General features: G+C 67.9%; 17 protein-coding genes and 2 pseudogenes. 9 read left to right on the forward strand and 10 right to left on the reverse strand.

All coding sequences use genetic code 11. The annotated features are described in order from the left end of the window. Nucleotides 1-9 precede the first annotated feature (9 nt). Entirely contained in the window at nucleotides 10-669 is a 660-nt protein-coding gene (locus tag AC0MAZ_RS14385; protein WP_475858271.1) for an SAM-dependent methyltransferase, read from the forward strand. Further along, nucleotides 666-1,580, forward strand: a complete 915-nt coding sequence (gene ribD / locus AC0MAZ_RS14390) for a bifunctional diaminohydroxyphosphoribosylaminopyrimidine deaminase/5-amino-6-(5-phosphoribosylamino)uracil reductase RibD (RefSeq protein WP_267812193.1) — start codon at nucleotides 666-668, stop codon at nucleotides 1,578-1,580. Before AC0MAZ_RS14385 ends, ribD begins: the two co-directional genes overlap by 4 nt. 215 nt (nucleotides 1,581-1,795) lie before the next feature. Here the strand turns inward: ribD and AC0MAZ_RS14395 are convergent, their stop codons facing one another. Both AC0MAZ_RS14395 and AC0MAZ_RS14400 read right to left on the reverse strand, forming a co-directional pair. Beyond that, nucleotides 1,796-2,524 (reverse strand): class I SAM-dependent methyltransferase, encoded by a 729-nt coding sequence (locus AC0MAZ_RS14395; RefSeq protein WP_203647083.1) that lies wholly within the window; start codon nucleotides 2,522-2,524, stop codon nucleotides 1,796-1,798. Next, nucleotides 2,521-3,948, reverse strand: coding sequence for an MFS transporter (locus AC0MAZ_RS14400; protein ID WP_475858273.1), 1,428 nt, complete (start codon nucleotides 3,946-3,948; stop codon nucleotides 2,521-2,523). Before AC0MAZ_RS14400 ends, AC0MAZ_RS14395 begins: the two co-directional genes overlap by 4 nt. Before the next feature lie 134 nt (nucleotides 3,949-4,082). On the opposite strand from AC0MAZ_RS14400, the gene AC0MAZ_RS14405 reads away from it, so the two are divergent. From AC0MAZ_RS14405 to AC0MAZ_RS14415, 3 genes and pseudogenes are all read left to right on the forward strand, one after another. Next, on the forward strand, nucleotides 4,083-4,403 hold the full coding sequence (locus AC0MAZ_RS14405) for a heavy metal-binding domain-containing protein (RefSeq protein ID WP_050705861.1): 321 nt from the start codon (nucleotides 4,083-4,085) through the stop codon (nucleotides 4,401-4,403). Nucleotides 4,404-4,543: 140 nt separating this feature from the next. Further along, entirely contained in the window at nucleotides 4,544-4,732 is a 189-nt protein-coding gene (locus tag AC0MAZ_RS14410; RefSeq protein ID WP_028691681.1) for a hypothetical protein, read from the forward strand. A 143-nt stretch (nucleotides 4,733-4,875) separates the two neighbouring features. Next, nucleotides 4,876-4,971: pseudogene (locus tag AC0MAZ_RS14415) on the forward strand (DUF1330 domain-containing protein); the annotation flags it as partial. On the opposite strand, the gene AC0MAZ_RS14420 reads toward AC0MAZ_RS14415, so the two are convergent. Then, nucleotides 4,972-6,063 (reverse strand): TerC family protein, encoded by a 1,092-nt coding sequence (locus AC0MAZ_RS14420; protein WP_475858275.1) that lies wholly within the window; start codon nucleotides 6,061-6,063, stop codon nucleotides 4,972-4,974. A gap of 568 nt (nucleotides 6,064-6,631) precedes the next feature. Further along, entirely contained in the window at nucleotides 6,632-7,522 is an 891-nt protein-coding gene (locus AC0MAZ_RS14425; protein WP_475858276.1) for a bile acid:sodium symporter family protein, read from the reverse strand. 174 nt (nucleotides 7,523-7,696) lie between these two features. Here AC0MAZ_RS14425 and AC0MAZ_RS14430 point away from each other — a divergent pair, with 174 nt between their 5' ends. Continuing rightward, nucleotides 7,697-8,575, forward strand: a complete 879-nt coding sequence (locus AC0MAZ_RS14430) for a Dyp-type peroxidase (RefSeq protein WP_254465016.1) — start codon at nucleotides 7,697-7,699, stop codon at nucleotides 8,573-8,575. A gap of 121 nt (nucleotides 8,576-8,696) precedes the next feature. On the opposite strand, the gene AC0MAZ_RS14435 is transcribed toward AC0MAZ_RS14430, so the two are convergent. From AC0MAZ_RS14435 to AC0MAZ_RS14460, 6 genes are all read right to left on the reverse strand, one after another. Continuing rightward, complete coding sequence (locus AC0MAZ_RS14435; protein ID WP_475861436.1) at nucleotides 8,697-9,983, reverse strand: alginate export family protein; 1,287 nt, start codon at nucleotides 9,981-9,983, stop codon at nucleotides 8,697-8,699. A gap of 168 nt (nucleotides 9,984-10,151) precedes the next feature. Next, nucleotides 10,152-10,919 carry an SDR family oxidoreductase gene (locus AC0MAZ_RS14440; RefSeq protein ID WP_475858278.1) on the reverse strand — a complete coding sequence of 256 codons (768 nt, stop codon included), beginning with the start codon at nucleotides 10,917-10,919 and terminating at the stop codon, nucleotides 10,152-10,154. After that, the gene (locus tag AC0MAZ_RS14445; RefSeq protein ID WP_475858280.1) at nucleotides 10,916-11,707 is read right to left on the reverse strand and encodes an SDR family NAD(P)-dependent oxidoreductase; all 792 of its coding nucleotides are present in this window, start codon (nucleotides 11,705-11,707) and stop codon (nucleotides 10,916-10,918) included. The genes AC0MAZ_RS14440 and AC0MAZ_RS14445 overlap by 4 nt, the downstream gene beginning before the upstream one ends. Then, entirely contained in the window at nucleotides 11,704-12,522 is an 819-nt protein-coding gene (locus tag AC0MAZ_RS14450) for a molybdenum cofactor biosynthesis F family protein (protein WP_203647073.1), read from the reverse strand. The genes AC0MAZ_RS14445 and AC0MAZ_RS14450 overlap by 4 nt, the downstream gene beginning before the upstream one ends. A 76-nt stretch (nucleotides 12,523-12,598) precedes the next feature. Next, nucleotides 12,599-13,258 (reverse strand): helix-turn-helix transcriptional regulator, encoded by a 660-nt coding sequence (locus tag AC0MAZ_RS14455; protein WP_475858281.1) that lies wholly within the window; start codon nucleotides 13,256-13,258, stop codon nucleotides 12,599-12,601. A 2-nt stretch (nucleotides 13,259-13,260) separates the two neighbouring features. Continuing rightward, on the reverse strand, nucleotides 13,261-14,748 hold the full coding sequence (locus AC0MAZ_RS14460) for an aldehyde dehydrogenase family protein (RefSeq protein ID WP_475858283.1): 1,488 nt from the start codon (nucleotides 14,746-14,748) through the stop codon (nucleotides 13,261-13,263). A gap of 325 nt (nucleotides 14,749-15,073) precedes the next feature. Between AC0MAZ_RS14460 and AC0MAZ_RS14465 the strand changes: the two genes are divergently transcribed. The 3 genes and pseudogenes from AC0MAZ_RS14465 (at nucleotide 15,074) to AC0MAZ_RS14475 (ending at nucleotide 18,519) form a co-directional block, all read left to right on the forward strand. Next, nucleotides 15,074-16,243, forward strand: coding sequence for a p-hydroxyphenylacetate 3-hydroxylase oxygenase component (locus AC0MAZ_RS14465; RefSeq protein ID WP_254465021.1), 1,170 nt, complete (start codon nucleotides 15,074-15,076; stop codon nucleotides 16,241-16,243). 120 nt (nucleotides 16,244-16,363) lie between these two features. Next, nucleotides 16,364-16,870, forward strand: a pseudogene (locus AC0MAZ_RS14470) (flavin reductase family protein); the annotation flags it as partial. A gap of 302 nt (nucleotides 16,871-17,172) precedes the next feature. Next, entirely contained in the window at nucleotides 17,173-18,519 is a 1,347-nt protein-coding gene (locus AC0MAZ_RS14475) for a hypothetical protein (protein WP_475858284.1), read from the forward strand. The last annotated feature ends 8 nt before the right edge of the window (nucleotides 18,520-18,527 follow it).

The following is an 18,527-nucleotide window of genomic DNA, read 5'->3' on the forward strand; positions in this document are numbered from 1 at the left end:
AGCAGCACGATGAGTAAGCAAGCAAGTGACTTCATGGCCCAGGGCGATTACCGCAAGGCCCTCGACACTTCGTTCGTGCACCGCTACAGCCATGGCGAGGACGAGTGGTCGTGGGATATCGGCATGATCCAGGCGGCCCAGGCCTTCCTTGAACGGCTCGACCCGCGTGCCGACCAGCATGTGCTGGACATCGGCGTGGGCCGTGGCCGTGACGCCTCCACCTTCATCCTCGCCGGGCACCGGGTCACCGGGCTGGATATCGTCGAGAACTCCAGCTGGCCGTTGCTGCGCAAGCGCTGGGGCGATCGACTGGACCTGGTGAACAAGGCCATGCAGGACTGGCAGCCGGCGCCGGGCACGGTGTTCGACGCGGCCCTGGACAATGGCTGCTTCCACCACCAGCACCCGGATGAGTGGGCTGCATACCTGGGCCATGTGCGCCGCCTGCTGCGCCCCGGCGCGCTGGTGGGGCTGAACGTGTTCGGGGTCGACGCGGCCCATCCGCAGCCGGGCTGGCGCGAGATGGACAACCAGCGCCAGGGCTACTTCTTCACCGACGACGGCATCCGCCAGACCCTCGAGGGCCATGGCTTCACCTGGCAGGGGCTGGATGTGATCGAGCGCCAGCATGGCGAGGCTCGCTACCTGCTGGCGCTGGTTCGCACGTGAGTGCAATTGATCGCCACTACCTGGACATGGCCCTGGCGCTCGCCAGCCAGGGCCTGTACAGCACCATGCCCAACCCGCGGGTCGGCTGCGTGATCGTCAACGCCGGGCAGGTGGTGGGGCGCGGCTGGCATCAGCGCGCCGGCCAGGCCCATGCCGAAGTGCACGCCCTGCGCGAGGCGGGCACGGCGGCGCGGGGGGCGACCGCCTATGTGACCCTGGAACCCTGTGGTCACCATGGGCGCACGCCGCCGTGCGCCGATGCCCTGGTGGCGGCGGGGGTGAGTCGGGTAGTCACGGCCAGCGGCGATGTCTCGCAGAGCATCGGCGCGGATCGCCTGCGTGGTGCGGGCATCGCGGTCGAGGCCTTGCCTTGCCCACGGGCACGGGCGCTCAATCGCGGGTTCTTCTCGCGCATCGAGCGCCAGCGCCCTTGGGTGCGGGTGTTGCGTCCGGCGGCGCTGGAGATCGGTGCGCTGGGCGAAGGCACGATGCTCAGCCATTGCGACGAGCAGACGCCCCTGGCGCACTGGCGGGGCAGGGCTTCGGCGTTGCTGACCACTTGTGACTGGGTGAAGGCCTGCGACACCTCGCTGGTGGCGCAGGTTGCCGGGCAAAGGGCCGAGCCGGTGGTGCCCTTGCGGGTGCTGCTCGACCAGGGGCTGGACTGCCCGGCTTCGGCCAAGGTGCTCGATGGGCGGGCGCCGACGTTGGTGCTGCATGGGGCGCAGGCGAGGCGGGACGGTCGGTATGCCCGTGCGCGTTGCCAGGAACTGGAGGATCTGGGTGGCTTGCAGGTGCTACAGGCGCTGCATGAGCTCGACTGCAACGAAGTCCAGGTCGAGGCCGAGCCAGCCTGGTGCGAGGCCCTGGCGCGCCAGGGACTGGTGGATGAGTGGCTGGTCCAGGTCTAGCGCCCTCAGGACTTGCGCTGTAATCACGATCAACGGGGCTGCTTTGCGGCCCTTACTCATTGACTTAGCAGGGACCTGTGGGAGCGGCTTTAGCCGCGAACACCGGCGAAGCTGGTGCCATCCACCGCGTTGCTTGCTTCGCGGCTAAAGCCGCTCCCACAGAATACGCGCTTGCCACTTAATCGTAGTTTTTCTGAGCGTAAGCTTCGATGATCCTAGCGACTGCAGATCAGCCCGACCTGCAGGCTGTTCTGCTCGAACAGGTCCCAATACCCAGGCGGATGCGCTTTCTTGCGGATCCCGCTGATCAGTGGGGCAATCCAGCGCACGTTGCGCAGGCCGACATCGTGGGCGGCCTGTTCGTAGACCGACTTTTGCCAGCGGTAATAGGTGAAGTCCGCAGGCGGTGTACTCATGAACTGGCCCCGGCAGCGCAGGCCGCCTTCCACCGGCTGTTCGTCCAGCACACGAATGCCGTACTCGGTGAAATTGCCCAGGGCCAGGTCGAAGGCGGGGTTCGCCGTGTAGGCGATCAGCTGTCCGTTCGGCTTGAGGTTAAGGGCGACACTCTCGAACATGCGCCGCAACTCCTCGACGCTGCCGGCGTAGTTGAACAGCCAGGCGGCGGTGACCTTGTCGAACTGGCCAATGCGGCCCATCTGCGCCACGTCGCGCACTTCGTAGGCGATGCCGTCGTTGGCTTGGCGCGCCTGGTAGATCATGCTCGGCGAGATATCCACGCCGTGTACCCGCGCCGCGCCCCAGTCCTTCAGGCGGCGGCTGAAGAAGCCATGGCCGCAGGCCAGGTCGAGAACTTCCTCGCCGGTCACTTCGCCGGCCATGTAGCGAAACGTGTCGACCTCGACCCCGCGCTGGCTGGCGTGGCTGGTGAAGTCTTCGAACTGCTCGCTGATCCGCTCGTAGACTTCCTTGGATTCCTTCATGGGCGCTCCTTGTTTTCAGAGGTGAGTCGCAGCGCCAACGGCAGCGCCAGCAGCGGCGCGCAGGCGAACACGGCGAACAGCCATAGCGCCGCCTGGCGCGCGCCTTGCTCGCCGCCGGGCTCGACCAGCCCGGCGCCGTTGGCGACCAGGCCGGCCAGGGCCGCGGCCAGGGCGGTGGCGTAGAGTTGCACGGTGGTGATCGAGGCCGAGGCGAGGTTTTCCTCGCCGGGGCGCGCTGCCTGCAGCACCCGGGTGAGCAGGTGCGGCCAGCCCAGGCCGATGCCCAGGCCGACGCCGGCCAGGGCCAGGGCGAACAGGGCCAGGCCCGGCGCGCTGGCGATCCAGGCCGGGGCGGGGGTCAGCACGGCCAGGGCCAGCAGCGCCACGGCCACCACCAGCGGCCCGCTGCGGATCTGCCAGGCGCCGCCATCGCGGTCGCGTCCGGCGCTGGCCAGGGCGCCAACCGTCCAGCCCGCGGCCATCACGGCAGTCAGGTAGCCGGCGGCCAGCGGGCCGAAGCCATGGATGCGCTGCAGGAAGTAAGGTACATAGATTTCAGTGGTGATGGCCGCCACCAGCAGGCACATCATGGCGAACAGCGCGCCCATCGGTTGCCTGAGGCTGTAGGCCCCGGTGGGCAACAGGTGATGGCGCGCCCGCGGATCGCGGCGGGCGATCAGCGCGGCGAGGGCCAGGCCCACGACGATGCCGGCCAGGTTGATCCACAAGGTATCGGCCAGGCTGGCCGCACAGATCGCCAGCACCGAGGCCACCAGGCAGGCGATCAGCCCGTAGGCCGGGCGCGCGCCACTGTCGTCCACGGCCTGGCGCGCCGGCAGGCGCAGGCAGACGATCAGCGCCAGGGCGCCAGCCACCGGCAGCAGCGACCAGAACGCCCAGCGCCAGTGTCCACCTTCGGCAAACACCCCGCCCACGGCCGGGCCGCACAGCGTGGCCACGCCCCACATCGCCGAGACCAGGGCCATGGCGCGGGGCCACAGGCGGCTGTCGAACACCAGGTGGATCAGCGCATAGCTCAGGGCGAACAGGATGCCGCCACCCAGGCCCTGCACGCTGCGTCCGAGCAGCAGCATCGGCATGCTCGCGGCCTGGGCGCAGAGCAGCGAGCCGATGGTGAACACCACCAGCGCCAGCAGGTAGGCGACTCGCGGCCCACTACGGGCCAGCAGGCGGGTGGAGAGGGTGGAACCGATGATCGAGGCGACCACGAACAAGGTGGTGTTCCAGGCATAGAAGGCCAACCCGCCGATCTCTTCGATCACGGTCGGCAGCAGGGTGGTGACGATGTAGACATTGATGGCATGCAGGGCGACGCCGCCGGCCAGGGCGATCGAGCGCAGCGCGTTGCCGCCGCTGAGCAGTTCGCTCCAGCGCGCCGGGGGCTGTTCGGGGATTGCGGTCATGTACGCTCCTTGCGTGGTCCTGCGCTGGGAGTCTAGGAGTCGGAAAATCATTATTCAAGGTTTTGCTTGTGTAATTTGGCGGTGATGTTTTTGCTAGGATCGTGCTCTTTTGTCTTGTTCCAGGAGCGTCACCCATGATCATCAGCACCACCAGCCAGCTCGACGGCCGCCCGATTGCCGAGTACCTCGGCGTGGTCAGCGCCGAATCGGTGCAGGGGATCAACTTCGTGCGCGATTTCTTCGCACGCTTTCGCGACTTCTTCGGCGGCCGCTCACAAACCCTGGAGGGCGCGCTGAAGCTGGCCCGCGAGCAGGCCACCGAGGAACTCATGGCGCGGGCACGGCAGTTGCAGGCCGATGCGCTGGTAGGCGTGGACTTCGAGATCAGCATGCCGTCGGTACAGGGCGGCATGGTCGTGGTGTTCGCCACCGGCACGGCGGTGCGTCTGAAGTAAGGCCAGTTGCCACTGGTCGGACCAGGAAATTTTGTCCGACTGGTCTGCAAATGACCGGCTAGTCTCACTTCAACGGACCGCCGCTTCACTAGGCAGGCGTATTGCCTGCCGGCACGGTCGCCATTGGAGGGAGACAGGGCATGAGCGAATCCTATTTCGAAGACCTGAACGATGCGTTTCCTATCAACAGCCAGGTGCGCTGTGGCCAGGCAGCCGTGCGCCTGGGCTTTGCCAACATGACCCTGGACGAGTCGGAGCAACTGCAACCGGCGCACCTGCAGCGGGCCAAGAAGGGGCGTTTCACGCCGCGTGTCCCGTCGAAGAAGTAAATCCGCGCTGAATCCCCATCGCGGCGCCCACAGGTCCTGTGGGCGCCGTCGCGTTCAATGGGCCCCGGCGCCCTTGCTCAGGTCGCTCTTCGTGGTTGGCCAGGATCACCACCCCCCCCGGCGACCTTCTGCAGTGCCGCGGGGCCCGCTACCGGTCGGACCTGTACCAGGATGCCTGCCGCCATTGCCAGGGCGTGGCGCTGGCGCAGGTGATCATCGTCGAGGGGCTCGCCCCCTGATCAGACCCGCAGGTGCGGGTCTTTCTTTTCCGGGTTTTCGCCGGCAGGGCGTGGAGTCGCCGGCTTGTCCGTGGTGGGCAGCGGCGTGTCCTGCACGGCGTCGGTATCGGCGGGTGGCGACTGGTCACGGGTGCGCAGCAGTGACAACAGCACTCCGCCCAGCAGCAATCCGAACGTCACCCCCAGCGATATCCCGGCCGGCACCTTGCCCACCAGCCCGTGCCAGAAGATCTTGCAGCCGATGAAGATCAGCACCAGCGCCAGCGCGTACTTGAGGTAGACGAAGCGGTGCATCAGCGCCGCCAGGGCGAAGTACAGCGAACGCAGGCCAAGGATGGCGAAGATGTTCGAGGTGTAGACGATGAACGGGTCCTGGGTGATGGCGAAGATCGCCGGCACGCTGTCGACGGCGAACACCAGGTCGGCCAGCTCGATCAAGACCAGGGCGAGGAACAGCGGCGTGGCATAGCGGATCGCCCGCGTCGCCCCGGGCGGCGTGAGCTGGACGAAGAAGTGCCGGCCATGCAGCTGGTCGGTGACGCGCATGTGCCGGCGCACGAAGCGCAGCACCGGGTTGTTGGCCAGGTCCGGGTGGGCGTCGTCCTTTGACAGGGCCATCTTCACCCCGGTGAACAGCAGGAAGGCGCCGAACAGGTACAGCACCCAGGCGAAGTGCTGCACCAGCGCGGCGCCCACGCCGATCATGATCGCCCGCAGCACCACCACCCCGAGGATGCCCCAGAACAGCACGCGATGCTGGTAGCGGCGGGGGATGGCGAAGAAACTGAAGATCATCGCCATGACGAACACGTTGTCCATCGACAGCGACTGCTCGACCAGGAAACCGGTGTAGAACTCCAGCGCCGGCTGCGCGCCCAGCTCATGCCAGACCCACAGGCCGAACAGCACGCCGACGCTGAAGTAGCCCGAGTACAGCAACAGGCTTTCGCGCATCTCGATCTCGCGGTCCTGGCGGTGCAGCACACCCAGGTCGAGAACCAGCAAGGCGATGACGATGGTGATGAAGACCAGCCACAACCAGGCGCTGGTGCCGAGAAAAGGCGTGAAGAGGAAATGCTGCAGAGCCGTCATGAGCCCCTCCTTGATTGTCGACGTTGCAAGGCAACAGTGATTCCGACATGGCGGCGCAAACCGTCAGAGGGGCCCGGCATCACATGCTTCTGAGCCTAGTCGCGATCGCCGGGCTTGCGAATGGCAGGCTGTTACATTTCTTTGCCTGAATCCAATGGTTGCGAAGTATCCGCCGGCTGGGGCGCCAACATCGAGGCGTGGTGAGTATCCCGAGTCCGACCCGAAACGGGGCTCGGAAAGTGTTCGTCGCAACCTTTGCAGCGTCTGCAAGATCGAGCGCCGCCCGCGCGGCGCATCGCGGATGAATCCGCTCCTACATTTGTTGCAACGTACCGAACCTGTAAGGCCATGGTTGCCAGCCTTGGCGCCTGTCTTGAGACAAGCGGGGCGGCGGCAACGCCCACCGAAAAATCGCGTCGAGCGCACAAGGCTTACAACCATGGCCTATCAGGCATGGCCACGTTGCAACAAATGTAGGAGCGGATTCATCCGCGATGCGCCGCGCGGGCGGCGCTCGGTCTGATAGGCGCTGCAACTCTAACGTCACACACCTTGAAAGACCTGGTACTCAGGCGCAATCGCTGACGGTGCCGGCGGCCTTGTGCCCCCGGCTCACCCACCAGCCAAACCCCGCCGCCGTGAAGAACATGATCAGGCTGTAGATCGCCGCCGGCACCGCCATGGTCGCGTTGTTGAGCAGCGTCGGGCTCAGGGCCAGGGCGATGGCCAGGGTGCCGTTGTGGATGCCGATCTCCATGCCGATGGCGATCGCCTGGCGCTTCGGAATGCTCAGCAGGCGCGGCACCCAGTAGCCCACCGCGAGGCTGAGCAGGTTGAACAGCAGCGCGGCGCCCCCGACGATCGGCGCGTACTCGACCACGGTCTGCCAGTCCTTGGCCAGGGCCAGGACGATGGTGAAGGCCAGGAACAGCGCCGCGATGATCTTCATCGGTTTTTCCATGCGCGCGGCGAAGCGCGGCGTCCAGCGGCGAATCAGCATGCCCAGCGCCACCGGCAGCAGGACGATGGCGAACACCTGCATGACCTTGGCAAATTGCAGCGGGATGGCCTGGTCCGATTCCATGAACCAGATCAGCGACAGGTTGACCAGCAGCGGCATGGTGAGAATGGCGATCAGCGAGTTGACCGCGGTCAGGGTGATGTTCAGCGCCACGTCGCCATGGGCCAGGTGGCTGAACAGGTTGGCGGTGGTGCCGCCCGGAGAGGCGGCCAGCAGCATCAGGCCTACCGCCAGCGCCGATTCGAGGCCGAAGCCGTTGGCGATCAGGAAGCACACCAGCGGCAGCAGCAGGATCTGGCAGACCAGGCCGATCACCACCGGCTTGGGGTACTTCACCACCCGGGCGAAGTCGGCCAGGGTCAGCGACAGGCCCAGGCCGAGCATGATGATACCCAGGGCCAGCGGCAGAAGGGCGGTGAGCAGCGGGGAGGCGGTCATGGGCGGTCTCTCGGGCGAAGGATTCCGAGGAGTGTAGGTGGTGGCGCAACGATAGCTAATCGCAACTGGCCTACCTTGGTAACCGATTGTTACCGGGGCGAGCGGCCCTGTGTCGCGTTGCGGTGCATCGCACGGCGCAGTAGCATTCGACCTTTTGCCGAGGATTCGCCTGTCATGCCGTTCCAGCCAGGTCTGCTTGCCACTCCGGTGCCGGCCCATGCCCGCCACCTGTTCTTCGCCCTCGACTCGCTCGAGGCCTTGCCCGCCGTCCTCGACCAGCTGTTGCCGCAGGTCGATGGGCAGAGCCTGATCCTGGGCGTCGGCGCGCCGCTGGCCAAGGCCCTGGGCCGCGAAGTGCCGGGCCTGCGCAGCTTCCCGCAACTGGATGCGGTGGTGGAGAACCCGGCGACCCAGCACGCCCTGTGGCTGTGGCTGCGCGGCGCCGAACGCGGCGAGCTGTTCCTGCGCGCCCAGGCCCTGCAGCAGGCGCTGGCGCCGGCCCTGCGCCTGGTCGACAGCGTCGACGGTTTCCTGCACCGCGGCGGCCACGACCTGACCGGCTACGAAGACGGCACCGAGAACCCGGTGGACGAAGACGCCGTCGCCGCGGCCATCGTGCCGGGCGAGGCGCCTGGCCTGGCGGGCTCCAGCTTTGCCGCGTTCCAGCTGTGGAAGCACGACCTGGAGTACTTCAAGTCGCTGCCCCAGGCTGAACAGGACAACATCATTGGCCGCCGCCTGAGCGACAACGAAGAGCTCGACGATGCACCCGAATCGGCCCACGTCAAGCGTACCGCCCAGGAAAGCTTCGCGCCGGAGGCGTTCGTTGTACGTCGTTCGGTGGCGTGGACCGACGAGCGTGGCGCCGGCCTGGCGTTCGTCGCCCTGGGCTTCTCGCTGGATGCCTTCGAGGTGCAGCTGCGGCGCATGAGCGGGCTCGAGGATGGCGTGATCGATGGCCTGTACCGCTTCAGCCGGCCGTTGACGGGGGGGTACTACTGGTGCCCGCCGTTGGCTGAAGTCGGTGCCGACCTGCGCCTTCTGCTGGGCTGATGGATCCTGGGGCTGCTGCGCAGCCCTTTCGCGGCGCAAGGCCGCTCCTACAGCAGAATGCGCGTCCCTGTAGGAGCGGCCTTGTGCCGCGAACGGGGCGCAGGGCGCCCCCGGTACCCCTTCAGAACGGCACCGCCACCGTCAACTGACTATAAACGTTGGTTCCGCTCCCCACCTGGTTGCCGCCATTGCTTTGATCCTTGCGCGGCTTGAACAGCCCCAGCAGCGGGGTGACGATCAGGTGCTCGTTGACCGCCCACTCCACATACAGGTCCAGCTCCTGGGCATCCAGGTTCAGGGTGTCGCGGGTGCGCACGGTATCGAAGTCGAAGAACAGCGCGCCGACCGTGAGGTCGTCCCGTGGCGTGGCCTTCAGGCCGATGTGGTGGATGCCGCTGTTGGTGTTGAACGGCCCGGCATAGTTGCCGGCGACCTCGCCCTGGATCCAGGTGCCGTAGCCGCTGGACAGGCCGGTGAACAGCAGGTCCCAGCCCGCCGAGTAGCGGGTGTAGCGGTAGGTCAGCTGCGGCGCCCATGGGGCTTCGGCGAAGGTGTAGGCGGCCTCGGTGTACCAGGCGGTCTCGCGGCCACCGCGCTTGTCCTGCCAGGCGTACTCGAAAGCGAAGCGGGTGTTTTCCAGCCCGACGCCACCTTCGCCGCGCAGGCTGTACACATCCATGCCCTCACGGGCCTTCTGGAACTCGCTGGCCCACTGGTCGGTCACGTCGATGCCGTGGATATAGGTCAGGCCCAGGGTGCCCAGTTCATGAGTGTAGTCCAGGGTGCCGGCCGCCAGCTCGGTTTCGGCCTGGGCACGGTTGTCGGACTTGAGCCACAGCACGCTGCCATGCAGCCCCTGCTTGCCGCCCAGGAGCAGCACCGCGGTGCGGTCGAAGGCGTGGCGCGCGCCCAGGTAGAAGCCGCCGCCGCGGTTGAGTTGGCCGTCGGCCGGGCCCTTGCCCAGGTTGGGGCCGTCGTCGTTGATCAGGAAACCGCTGCCCAGGCGGATCACCTGGCGGCCGCCGGACAAGTCAACGCCATCCTTGCCCAGCAACGGGAACAGATCACCCGAGCGCCAGCCCAGGTAGGCGTCCTCGATCTTGGTGGTGCGTTCGGAGCCGTCCTGGTTGCCGCCGGCGTCGCCGTCGCCCCAGGCGCCGGAGCTGACCCAGTTGAAGGCGCCGTACAGGCTGCCGTTGCCGCCCAGGCCCTGGTCGCCGCTGAGGCCGTACTTGATGAAACCCTCGCGCCAGGTCGAGCCGCCGGGAGTGCCGTCGTAGTTGTGGCGGCTATTGAACATGCCCCAGACCGCGAGCAGGTCGGCATTCAGGTGGCTGTCGTCGGCGGCGTACAGCTCGTAGGCCGGGCTGGCCGGGCCATGGACCAGCAGGGCCAGGGCCGCGGCCATTGCGGTGCGACGTGGGGTGAGACGCATGGATCGATCCTCGTTTGTTGTGTGCGGTCTTGGGTGCCGCGTTGTTGTGGAGGCAGTGTCGAAAGGCGACGGGCTATTAGCGCGTGGAACGCTGGCGGCGGTCTTGCCCGTGGCTGCCAGCGGTCTTGCATATCACCGCCATCACAGGCTCGCGGCGCTCTCCGGCAAGGTCGCGCCGCCGTCGACCACCAGGGTCTGGCCGGTGATGTAGCGGGCGGCGTCAGAGGCCAGGAACAGCATCGCCGCGGCGATATCGGCCGGCTCGCCCAGTCGCCCCAGGGGCACGCCGGCGGCGATCCGGGCGTTCAGGGCGGTATCGCCGAGGTTGTCCATGGCCGGTGTGCGCACCATCCCCGGTTCCACGCCGTTGACCCGCACGTTGAACGCCGCCAGTTCCAGCGCGGCATTGCGAATGAAGCCATTGACCCCGGCCTTGGACGCCGCGTAATGGCTCAGGCCCGGGTAGGCCACCCGGGGCCCGGTCACCGACGAGGTGGCCAGCACGCATCCATCACCCTGGCGGCGGAACAGGGGCAGGGCGCCCTGGACAAGCCAGAACAATGCGCCCAGGTTCACCGCCAGGGTGCGCTGCAACAGTGCCGGGTCGATCTCGGTGAGTGGGGTGAGTGGAAAGTAGGCGGCGTTGTGCACCAGTACGTCCAGGCGTTGCAGTCCGGCCAGCGAGGCGCGGATCCCGCCGGGGTCGGCCAGGTCGAGGACCTCCCCACGAACCTCGTGCCCCAACGCCACCTGGTCCTCGACCAGGCGCTGCAACGCCTGCGGGTCGAGGTCCAGCGCCAGCACCCGGGCGCCGCCACGGGCGAAACCCTCGACGATGGCCTGGCCGATGCCGCCCGCCGCGCCGGTGACCAGCACCGTGCGACCTTTGAAGTCGTAGCGCGCGTTCATGCCGATGGCTCCAGGCGGGTGTAGGCCAAAGTCGGCACGTCGACCACGGTCGAACCGCCATCGGCGGTGATCACCGCGCCGGTGACGATGCTGGCCTCGGCGCCGACCAGGAACTGGCATACGGCGGCAATCTCGTCGCTGCTGGCCGGGCGACGCAGCGGCACGTCGGCGGTGACCCGGCGGTAGGCGGCGTCGAGGTCTTCCTGGTAGTGATCCATCAATGGCTGCATCTCCTGGTTGGCCATGGGCGTGCGCACCCAGCCCGGGCAGACGCAGTTGACCCGCACGCCGAATGGCCCGTAGTCGCGGGCCAGTGAGCGGGTCAGGCCGACCAGGGCATGCTTGACGGTGGTGTAGCCGCAGACCTCGGGGCCGGCCGCCAGCGAGGCGATGGAGCCCAGCAGCACCAGGCTGCCGCGCCGCTCGCGCAGCAACGGCAGGCAGGCCCGGGCAGTGTGGAAGGCGCTGTCGAGGTTGCCGCGCAGGGCCTCGCGCCAGGCGGCGTCGCTGGTCTGCTCGGCCGGTCCCAGGCCATGGCCGCCGGCGCAGGCGATTACCGCGTCGAGGCCGCCGAAACGGGCGCGCACCTGCTCGATGAAACCGGCCCAGGTGGCGCTGTCGGCGGCGTCGCCGGCCAGCACCAGGCCATCGCACAGCCGCGCGACGCGCTCCAGCGCCTCGCGGCGACGGCCTACCAGCGCCACCTGCCAGCCCTGGCCGGCCAGGCGCAGGGCGCAGGCTTCACCGATGCCGCTGCCGGCCCCGGTGATCAGCACGCCGCGGCTCACTGCGCAGGCTCCGTGCGGTTGAGCACCCGGCAGTGGGACGACACCGGGAAATTGGCCAGCGCATCGAAGCCGCCGCCCTGGTAGCCGAAAATCTTGCCGTCGCTGCGGTGGTGCGCCAGGTCGATCATCACCAGGCCCAGGGTGGGCACGATCTTCTCGCACCAGACGAACAGGTACAGCTGCTCGGCGATCTTGTAGTAGTACGCCCGGTCGGTGTCGCACAGGCCCTGCTCGACGCCCTTGAGGCACTGCCAGCTGTAGTAGTTGGCGTTGAGGTAGATGTGCTCGTACTCCTCGGTGGGGCTGTAGCGGTAGTGGTTGCGCAGGCCGACCAGCTCGGTGGTCGGCGCGTGGGGGCAGGCGCCGGCCTGCCAGGGGCGGTCGAGGCTGCCGTGCAGGAAGCTGGCTTCGACGCCGGTCAGCGCTTCGCCGGCCAGGGCCAGGGCGTACAGGCCGCGCTGGGTGCGGGCCTGGTCGGGCAAGCGGCCGAGCACGGCGGTGAAGGCGTGCTCGAGGGTGTCGAGCACCAGCGACACCGACCAGGCCTGGCCGGCCTCGTGCTTGATGAAGTCGACCAGGTAGATGCCGGGGCGCACCGAGGTGGCCCGGTAGCCGGCGCTGCCGCTGCTGTGGCCGTCCGCCGCGCGCCAGTGCAGGCGCTCGCTGTCGAAGCGGTGTTCGATGACCCAGCCATTGGCGAAGTGCAGGGTGAGCGTGCGCCCGGACAGGTCGGCCAGTTGCGGCAGGATGAAGGCCTCGGGCGCGAAGCCGTCGGCGAGGGCGCCCACGGTGATCCAGTCGGCAGTGTTGGGCATGGCGGTGACTCCTGTGGTTGGGGTGGCCACAGGGTGCAACGGCGTGACAGGCGGCGGTATCAACCGGAAGGTTGAGTCACAGGTAGAGGCTGGCCACCAGCTCGGTGCGGTTGCGCACGCCGAGTTTGCGGAACAGGTTGATCAGGTGGGTCTTCACCGTCGGCATGCCGACGCCCAGGGCGCGGGCGATCAGTTTGTTGCTGCTGCCGTGGCGCAGCAGCTCGGCGATCTGCCGTTCCCGTGGGGTCAGTTCGACGGGCGCGGGCGCGCTCGCCAGCGGCTGGCTGGCCACGGCGAGCTGCATCAGCCCGTGCAGGGGCAGCAGGCGTTCGAGCTCGTCGCTGCGGAACTCACCGAGGCTGGCACAGCGCAACAGCGAGACGCCGGCCACGGGGCGGCCATCGGCCTGGGCGATGATCTCCACCACGTCCAGCACCTGATGCTGCGCGAGGAAACGCCGGTAGGTCTGGCCCTTGGCTTCGGGCAGGCAGGCCAGGCCCTGGCGCAGCGACACCACCGGTTGGCCGATGGCCAGGCAGCGCTCGGGCTGCAGCGGGTCGAAGGCCCGGTAGTGCTCGAGGTAGCGGGCATGCATCGGTGCCTGCAGGTCCTGCAACAGGAAGTCGCAGGCCTGCTGCCCGGCATCGATGCGGTAGAACGCCGCCAGCGAGGCCGGCACCTGCTGGCTGAAGGCCTGCAGGCAGTAGCGGCCCAGGTCGTGGTTGGCGTGGGTCATGGTCAGTAGCGGATCATCACCGACTTCAGCTCGGTGAAGTCGTCGATGAAGGCCGAGCCGAACTCGCGGCCAATACCCGAGGCCTTGATGCCGCCGAACGGCACCGCCGGGTCGAGCAGGGTGTGCATGTTGACCCACAGGGTCCCGGCCTGGATCTCCGGGATCAGGCGCATGGCCTTGCCCAGGTCGTTGGTCCACAGGCTCGCGCTCAGACCGTAGGGCGAGGCGTTCATCAGGTGGATCAGTTCGTCCTCATGGTCGTAGGGCAGGAAGGTCGCCACCGGGCCGAAGGTTTCCTGGTTGAGCAGGGTGTCGCCCACGTTGTTGGCGAGGATGACCGTGGGCTCGACGAAGCAGCCTGGGCCGTCGCCGAGGCGTCCGCCATGGACGATGCGGTTGCCCTCGGCACGGGCAGTGGCGAACAGCTCGCCGAGCTTCTGCTGGTGCGGTTTGTTGGCCACCGGGCCGAACTGGGTGGCTTCGTCCAGGGGTGAGCCGATCTTCAACTGGCCCAGGCGCTGGGACAGGGCTTCGAGCAGCGGGTCGAGGCGCGAGCGATGGACGTAGAAGCGCTCGCCGGCGGCGCAGATCTGCCCGGAGTGCAGGAAGCCGGCCTCGATGATGCCGTCCACCGCCTTGTCGACGGCGACATCGGGCAGGAACGCCACCGCGTTCTTGCCGCCCAGCTCCAGGGTCGCCCGGGTCAGCTTGGCGCCCATGGCCGCCTGGCCGACGGCGATGCCGGTGGGCACGGAGCCGGTGAACGACACCTTGTCGGTGCCGGGGTGCTCGACCAGCGCCTTGCCCACCAGGCCGCCGCCAGTCAGCACATTGAGCGCGCCCGGCGGCAGGCCGGCCTGGCTGGCCAGCTCGGCGATGCGCAGCAGGGTCAGCGGGGTGAATTCGCTGGGCTTGAGCACGATGCTGCAGCCGGTGGTCAGGGCCGAGGCCAGTTTCCACAGAGCAATCATGGTGGCGAAGTTCCACGGCACGATGCCCACCACCACGCCCACCGGCTCGCGCAGGGTGAAGGCGCTGTAGCGCTCGCCGGCGAAGGAGGGCAGGGACGGGGTGATGGTCTGGCCGGTGATCTTGGTGGCCCAGCCGGCGTAATAGCGCAGGAAGTGCGCGGCCTGCTCCACCTCGAAGGCGCGGGCGATGCCGATCAGCTTGCCCGACTGCAGGGTTTCCAGCTGGGCCAGTTCCTCGCGGTTGGCCTCCAGCAGGTCGGCCAGGCGGAACAACACCGCGGCGCGGGCGGCGGGGCTGGTGCGCGACCAGCTGGCAAAGCCCTGGCGGGACGATTCGACGGCGCGCTCGACATCGGCCAGGTTGGCATCGGCGACCTGGGCGATGGCTTCGCCGTTGGCCGGGTTGTGCACGGTGATGCGGGCGCTGGATTGGCTGGCGACCGATGCGCCATGGATGTACAGACCGTGGTCGCGGGCCAGGAAGGCGCTGACGCTGGGGAGGAGGGGGATATCGCTCATGGCAGGGCTCCGGGTAATGGCGAGATGCGTTGATCCAGGCGCTGCGCTGCTTGGCACCGGCTGTGCCGGTGATCGCGGGGCAAGCCCGCTCCTACAGGGATCTGTGGCGCTGGTTTGTTGCAGGTTACGACGCGCAGCCCTGTGCTTCTTGTCTGCCCGTGCCGCCCCCATGACCCTGCCTGCCAGGCGCCACGAAAAGTGCAATCCGAGGTGCGGAAGTTGCATTTTCCACCTCGCCCACGGCTCCCATACTGACCCGGCATTCATCAGCGAGCGGCCCCTTCCAGGCAGCGTTCGCCAGGGTCCAATAACAATGAGCCAGACCATGAAAAAGCCAAACTCCCTGCTCGAAGACCTCAAGCCCCTGTTGCCGGCCATCGCCGCCCGCGCCGACCAGGCCGAGCGCGAGCGCAGCGTGCCCGCCGAGAACATCGCCGCGCTCAAGGCCATCGGCCTGCACAAGGCCTTCCTGCCCAGGCATTACGGCGGCCTGGAAATCAGCCTGCCGCAGTTCGCCGAGTGCATCGCCGCATTGGCCGGCGCCTGCGCCAGCACCGCCTGGGCGATGAGCCTGCTGTGCACCCACAGCCATCAGCTGGCGATGTTCCCGGCACGCTTGCAGGACGAGATCTGGGGCCGCGACCCGGACGCCACCGCCAGCAGCAGCATCGCGCCGTTCGGCCGCACCGAGGAGGTCGAGGGCGGTGTGCTGTTCAGCGGCGAGATGGGCTGGAGCAGCGGCTGTGACCACGCCGAGTGGGCGATCATGGGCTTTCGCCGGGCCAACCCCGAGGGCGGCCAGGACTACTGCTTCGCCGTGCTGCCGCGCAGCGACTACCAGATCCGCGACGACTGGTTCGCCACCGGCATGCGCGCCAGTGGCAGCCGCACGCTGATCGTCGAGCGTGCCTTCGTGCCCGAACACCGCATCCAGAAGGCCAGGGACATGATGGAGGGCCAGTCGGCTGGCTTCGGGCTGTACCCGGACAGCGCGATCTACTTCAACCCCTACCGGCCGTACTTCGCCAGCGGGTTCTCCACGGTCAGCCTGGGCATCGCCGAGCGAATGCTCGAGGTCTTCAGGGACAAGACCCGCAACCGCGTGCGCGCCTACACCGGCGCCGCCGTCGGCGCGGCCACCCCGGCGCTGATGCGCCTGGCCGAGTCCACCCACCAGGTCGCCGCGGCGCGGGCGTTGCTGGAAAAGAGCTGGGAGCAGATCGCCGAGTACAGCGCCCGGCACCAATACCCGACCCGCACGGAACTGACGTACTGGCGCACCAACCAGGGCTACGCGGTCAAGCTGTGCATCCAGGCCGTGGATCGGCTGATGGAGGCGGCCGGCGGCGGCGCCTGGTTCGACGGCAACGAGCTGCAGCGGCTGTTCCGCGATGCGCACATGACCGGCGCGCATGCCTACACCGACTACGACGTCTGCGCGCAGATCCTCGGGCGCGAGCTGATGGGGCTGGAGCCGGACCCGGCGATGACCTGATCTGCAACCGATAAACATGGACGGAACAACGTGGGAGCGGGCTTGCCCCGCGATAGCGCTCGACCAGACAAGCCCGCGCCCGCAAACCGACCCAGCCCGATAACAATGACGGAGCCTTGCATGTCCACTCCCTTCGATAGCCGCGCCTTCCGCCGCGCCCTGGGCAACTTCGCCACCGGCGTCACCGTGATCACCGCCGCCGACGCCTCCGGGCGCAAGGTCGGCGTCACCGCCAACAGCTTCAACTCGGTATCCCTCGATCCGCCGCTGGTGCTCTGGAGCATCGACAAACGCTCAGGCAGCCATGCGGTGTTCGAGGCCGCCGGGCACTTCGCCGTGAATGTGTTGGCCGCCGACCAGATCGACCTGTCCAACACCTTTGCCCACCCCAGCGAAGACCGCTTCGCCGGAATCGAACACGAGACCGGAGAGGGTGGGGCGCCCTTGCTGCCAGGCTGCGCGGCGCGTTTTCGCTGCGAGAAGTTCCAGCAGATCGATGGCGGCGATCACTGGATCCTCCTCGGCCGGGTGCTGGCCTTCGACGACCTGGGCGGCTCGCCGCTGCTCTATCACCAGGGTGCGTACTCCAGGGTCCTGCCGCACACGCTGATGGAACGTCGTACCGAGAGGTAGCGTATTCAAGGCGTTCGCTGCACGCCTTGTAACGCCGGCCAGATCGAGCACCACGCGCACAGCGCTCGATCTGACCGGCGCACAATCCCTTGCGGTGAATACCTCGCCACCCTGGCCCCATTCCCCAATGCTGGGTCCACCCGCCCATCTGCAACACTTCGCCGGATACCGGTCAGGCACGCTGGAACCCTTGATCCAGAGCCATTTCTCAAGGCCATGGGAAACCTGGCACAACAGTTGCCGATGCCTCTGCAGACGCCCCAACCCATGGGCCCGTTTGCAGGAGGAAGCAACTCATGCACCGACCGACTCCCCACCCGCTGGCCGTGGCGATCTTCGCCGGCCTGCTCCAGCTACCGGCCCAGGCTGCGCTGTATGCGGTCGACAGCGGCCCGTATACCCTGCCCACCGGCAAGTTCCCCGCCTGGTACCAGGACAGCCATGGCCGGGTGCTCGACCTGTGCCTGTCCAAGGCGGTGAGCTCACGGGTCGCCGGCGCCCCCGGCGCGCCGTCGTACATGTGCACGCTGCTGCCCACACCCGGCGTGTTCGACGATACCCGGCCGATCGTCTTCCCCAGCAACTTCCCCGACGAGGCCTTCTGGTTTACCGCCGACGCCGCCATCGTCGATGCCGCCCGCGGCATCGACCTGAGCTTCGGCTCGGCCATCGAGGCCGCCTTCAGCGCCGAGGAGCCGGTGGATGGCGACCAGGTCAGCTTCGCTCGGGTGCGCATCCGCGTCGATGTGCCGGTGGCCGGCACCTACACCATCACCCATCCCTACGGCGTCGACGTGTTCGACGTGCCGGCGGGCGGGCGCCGGGCGATCAACATGACCCGCGATATCGGCATCGGCTCTCCCGGCGACTACAGCGGCGCGCTCAAAGGCGACGTCGGGCCGTTCCTGCGCAGCGTCAACGGCCCCTACACCGAAACCAACCCCGGCACCGGCGCCAGCGAAAGCTACATTGGTGACCCGAACCTGGAAGAACCGGTCACCGGCAGCCCGTTCAACACCAACTTCGTGCGCATCGAAGGGCCCAACGGCATCGACCTGCGCACCGAGCTGTTCGCCATCTCCGGCAAGCTGTCCACGGTCAACCGGCCGACGCCGTTGATCCCGCAGCGCAGCACCTACTCGCGGCACACCGTCAACGGTGACCTGCGGGCCCAGCAGGATGTGTTCGTCATGGCGCCGCCGGCGCCGGCCACGGTCACCCTGACCAGCCAGACGCCGACCCTGCCCCTGGGCGAGGCCAACGGCACCGGCGCCTGGTACGGCCAGTCGGCGCTCAACCCGACCCTGCCGCTGACCCTGCAGGTAACCGCCGACAACAGCCTGGCCATCACCACCAGCACGCCGACCAGCGCCGCCATGCCGCTGACCGACCTGGTGACCATCAGCCGCGCCGAATACAGCCTGGCCAGCGGCCAGCTGACCCTGGTCGCCAGCAGCAGCGACGAGACCAGTCCGCCCGCACTCACCGCCCGCACCGGCAACGGCACGCTGATCGGCAACCTGAGCGGCAACGGCGCGGTCAAGTCCCTGACCACCGGGCTGTCACCCATCCCGCCGGCGGAGGTGCAAGTCACCAGCAGCCACGGCGGCAGCGACAACGAAGACGTGGTGCTGGTGCCATGAACAGACAC

The sequence above is a fragment of the Pseudomonas sp. A genome, from assembly GCF_056270345.1.

Bases quoted from the DNA above. Each gene is read 5' to 3' on its own strand.
- AC0MAZ_RS14465 (WP_254465021.1), top strand. From the start codon at position 15,074: ATGAAAAAGCCAAACTCCCTGCTCGAAGACCTCAAGCCCCTGTTGCCG.
- AC0MAZ_RS14385 (WP_475858271.1), top strand. From the start codon at position 10: ATGAGTAAGCAAGCAAGTGACTTCATGGCCCAGGGCGATTACCGCAAG.
- AC0MAZ_RS14395 (WP_203647083.1), bottom strand. From the start codon at position 2,524: ATGAAGGAATCCAAGGAAGTCTACGAGCGGATCAGCGAGCAGTTCGAA.
- AC0MAZ_RS14435 (WP_475861436.1), bottom strand. From the start codon at position 9,983: ATGGCCGCGGCCCTGGCCCTGCTGGTCCATGGCCCGGCCAGCCCGGCC.
- AC0MAZ_RS14410 (WP_028691681.1), top strand. From the start codon at position 4,544: ATGAGCGAATCCTATTTCGAAGACCTGAACGATGCGTTTCCTATCAAC.
- AC0MAZ_RS14425 (WP_475858276.1), bottom strand. From the start codon at position 7,522: ATGACCGCCTCCCCGCTGCTCACCGCCCTTCTGCCGCTGGCCCTGGGT.
- AC0MAZ_RS14405 (WP_050705861.1), top strand. From the start codon at position 4,083: ATGATCATCAGCACCACCAGCCAGCTCGACGGCCGCCCGATTGCCGAG.
- AC0MAZ_RS14450 (WP_203647073.1), bottom strand. From the start codon at position 12,522: ATGCCCAACACTGCCGACTGGATCACCGTGGGCGCCCTCGCCGACGGC.
- AC0MAZ_RS14455 (WP_475858281.1), bottom strand. From the start codon at position 13,258: ATGACCCACGCCAACCACGACCTGGGCCGCTACTGCCTGCAGGCCTTC.
- AC0MAZ_RS14420 (WP_475858275.1), bottom strand. From the start codon at position 6,063: ATGACGGCTCTGCAGCATTTCCTCTTCACGCCTTTTCTCGGCACCAGC.
- AC0MAZ_RS14460 (WP_475858283.1), bottom strand. From the start codon at position 14,748: ATGAGCGATATCCCCCTCCTCCCCAGCGTCAGCGCCTTCCTGGCCCGC.
- AC0MAZ_RS14475 (WP_475858284.1), top strand. From the start codon at position 17,173: ATGCACCGACCGACTCCCCACCCGCTGGCCGTGGCGATCTTCGCCGGC.
- AC0MAZ_RS14400 (WP_475858273.1), bottom strand. From the start codon at position 3,948: ATGACCGCAATCCCCGAACAGCCCCCGGCGCGCTGGAGCGAACTGCTC.
- AC0MAZ_RS14430 (WP_254465016.1), top strand. From the start codon at position 7,697: ATGCCGTTCCAGCCAGGTCTGCTTGCCACTCCGGTGCCGGCCCATGCC.
- AC0MAZ_RS14440 (WP_475858278.1), bottom strand. From the start codon at position 10,919: ATGAACGCGCGCTACGACTTCAAAGGTCGCACGGTGCTGGTCACCGGC.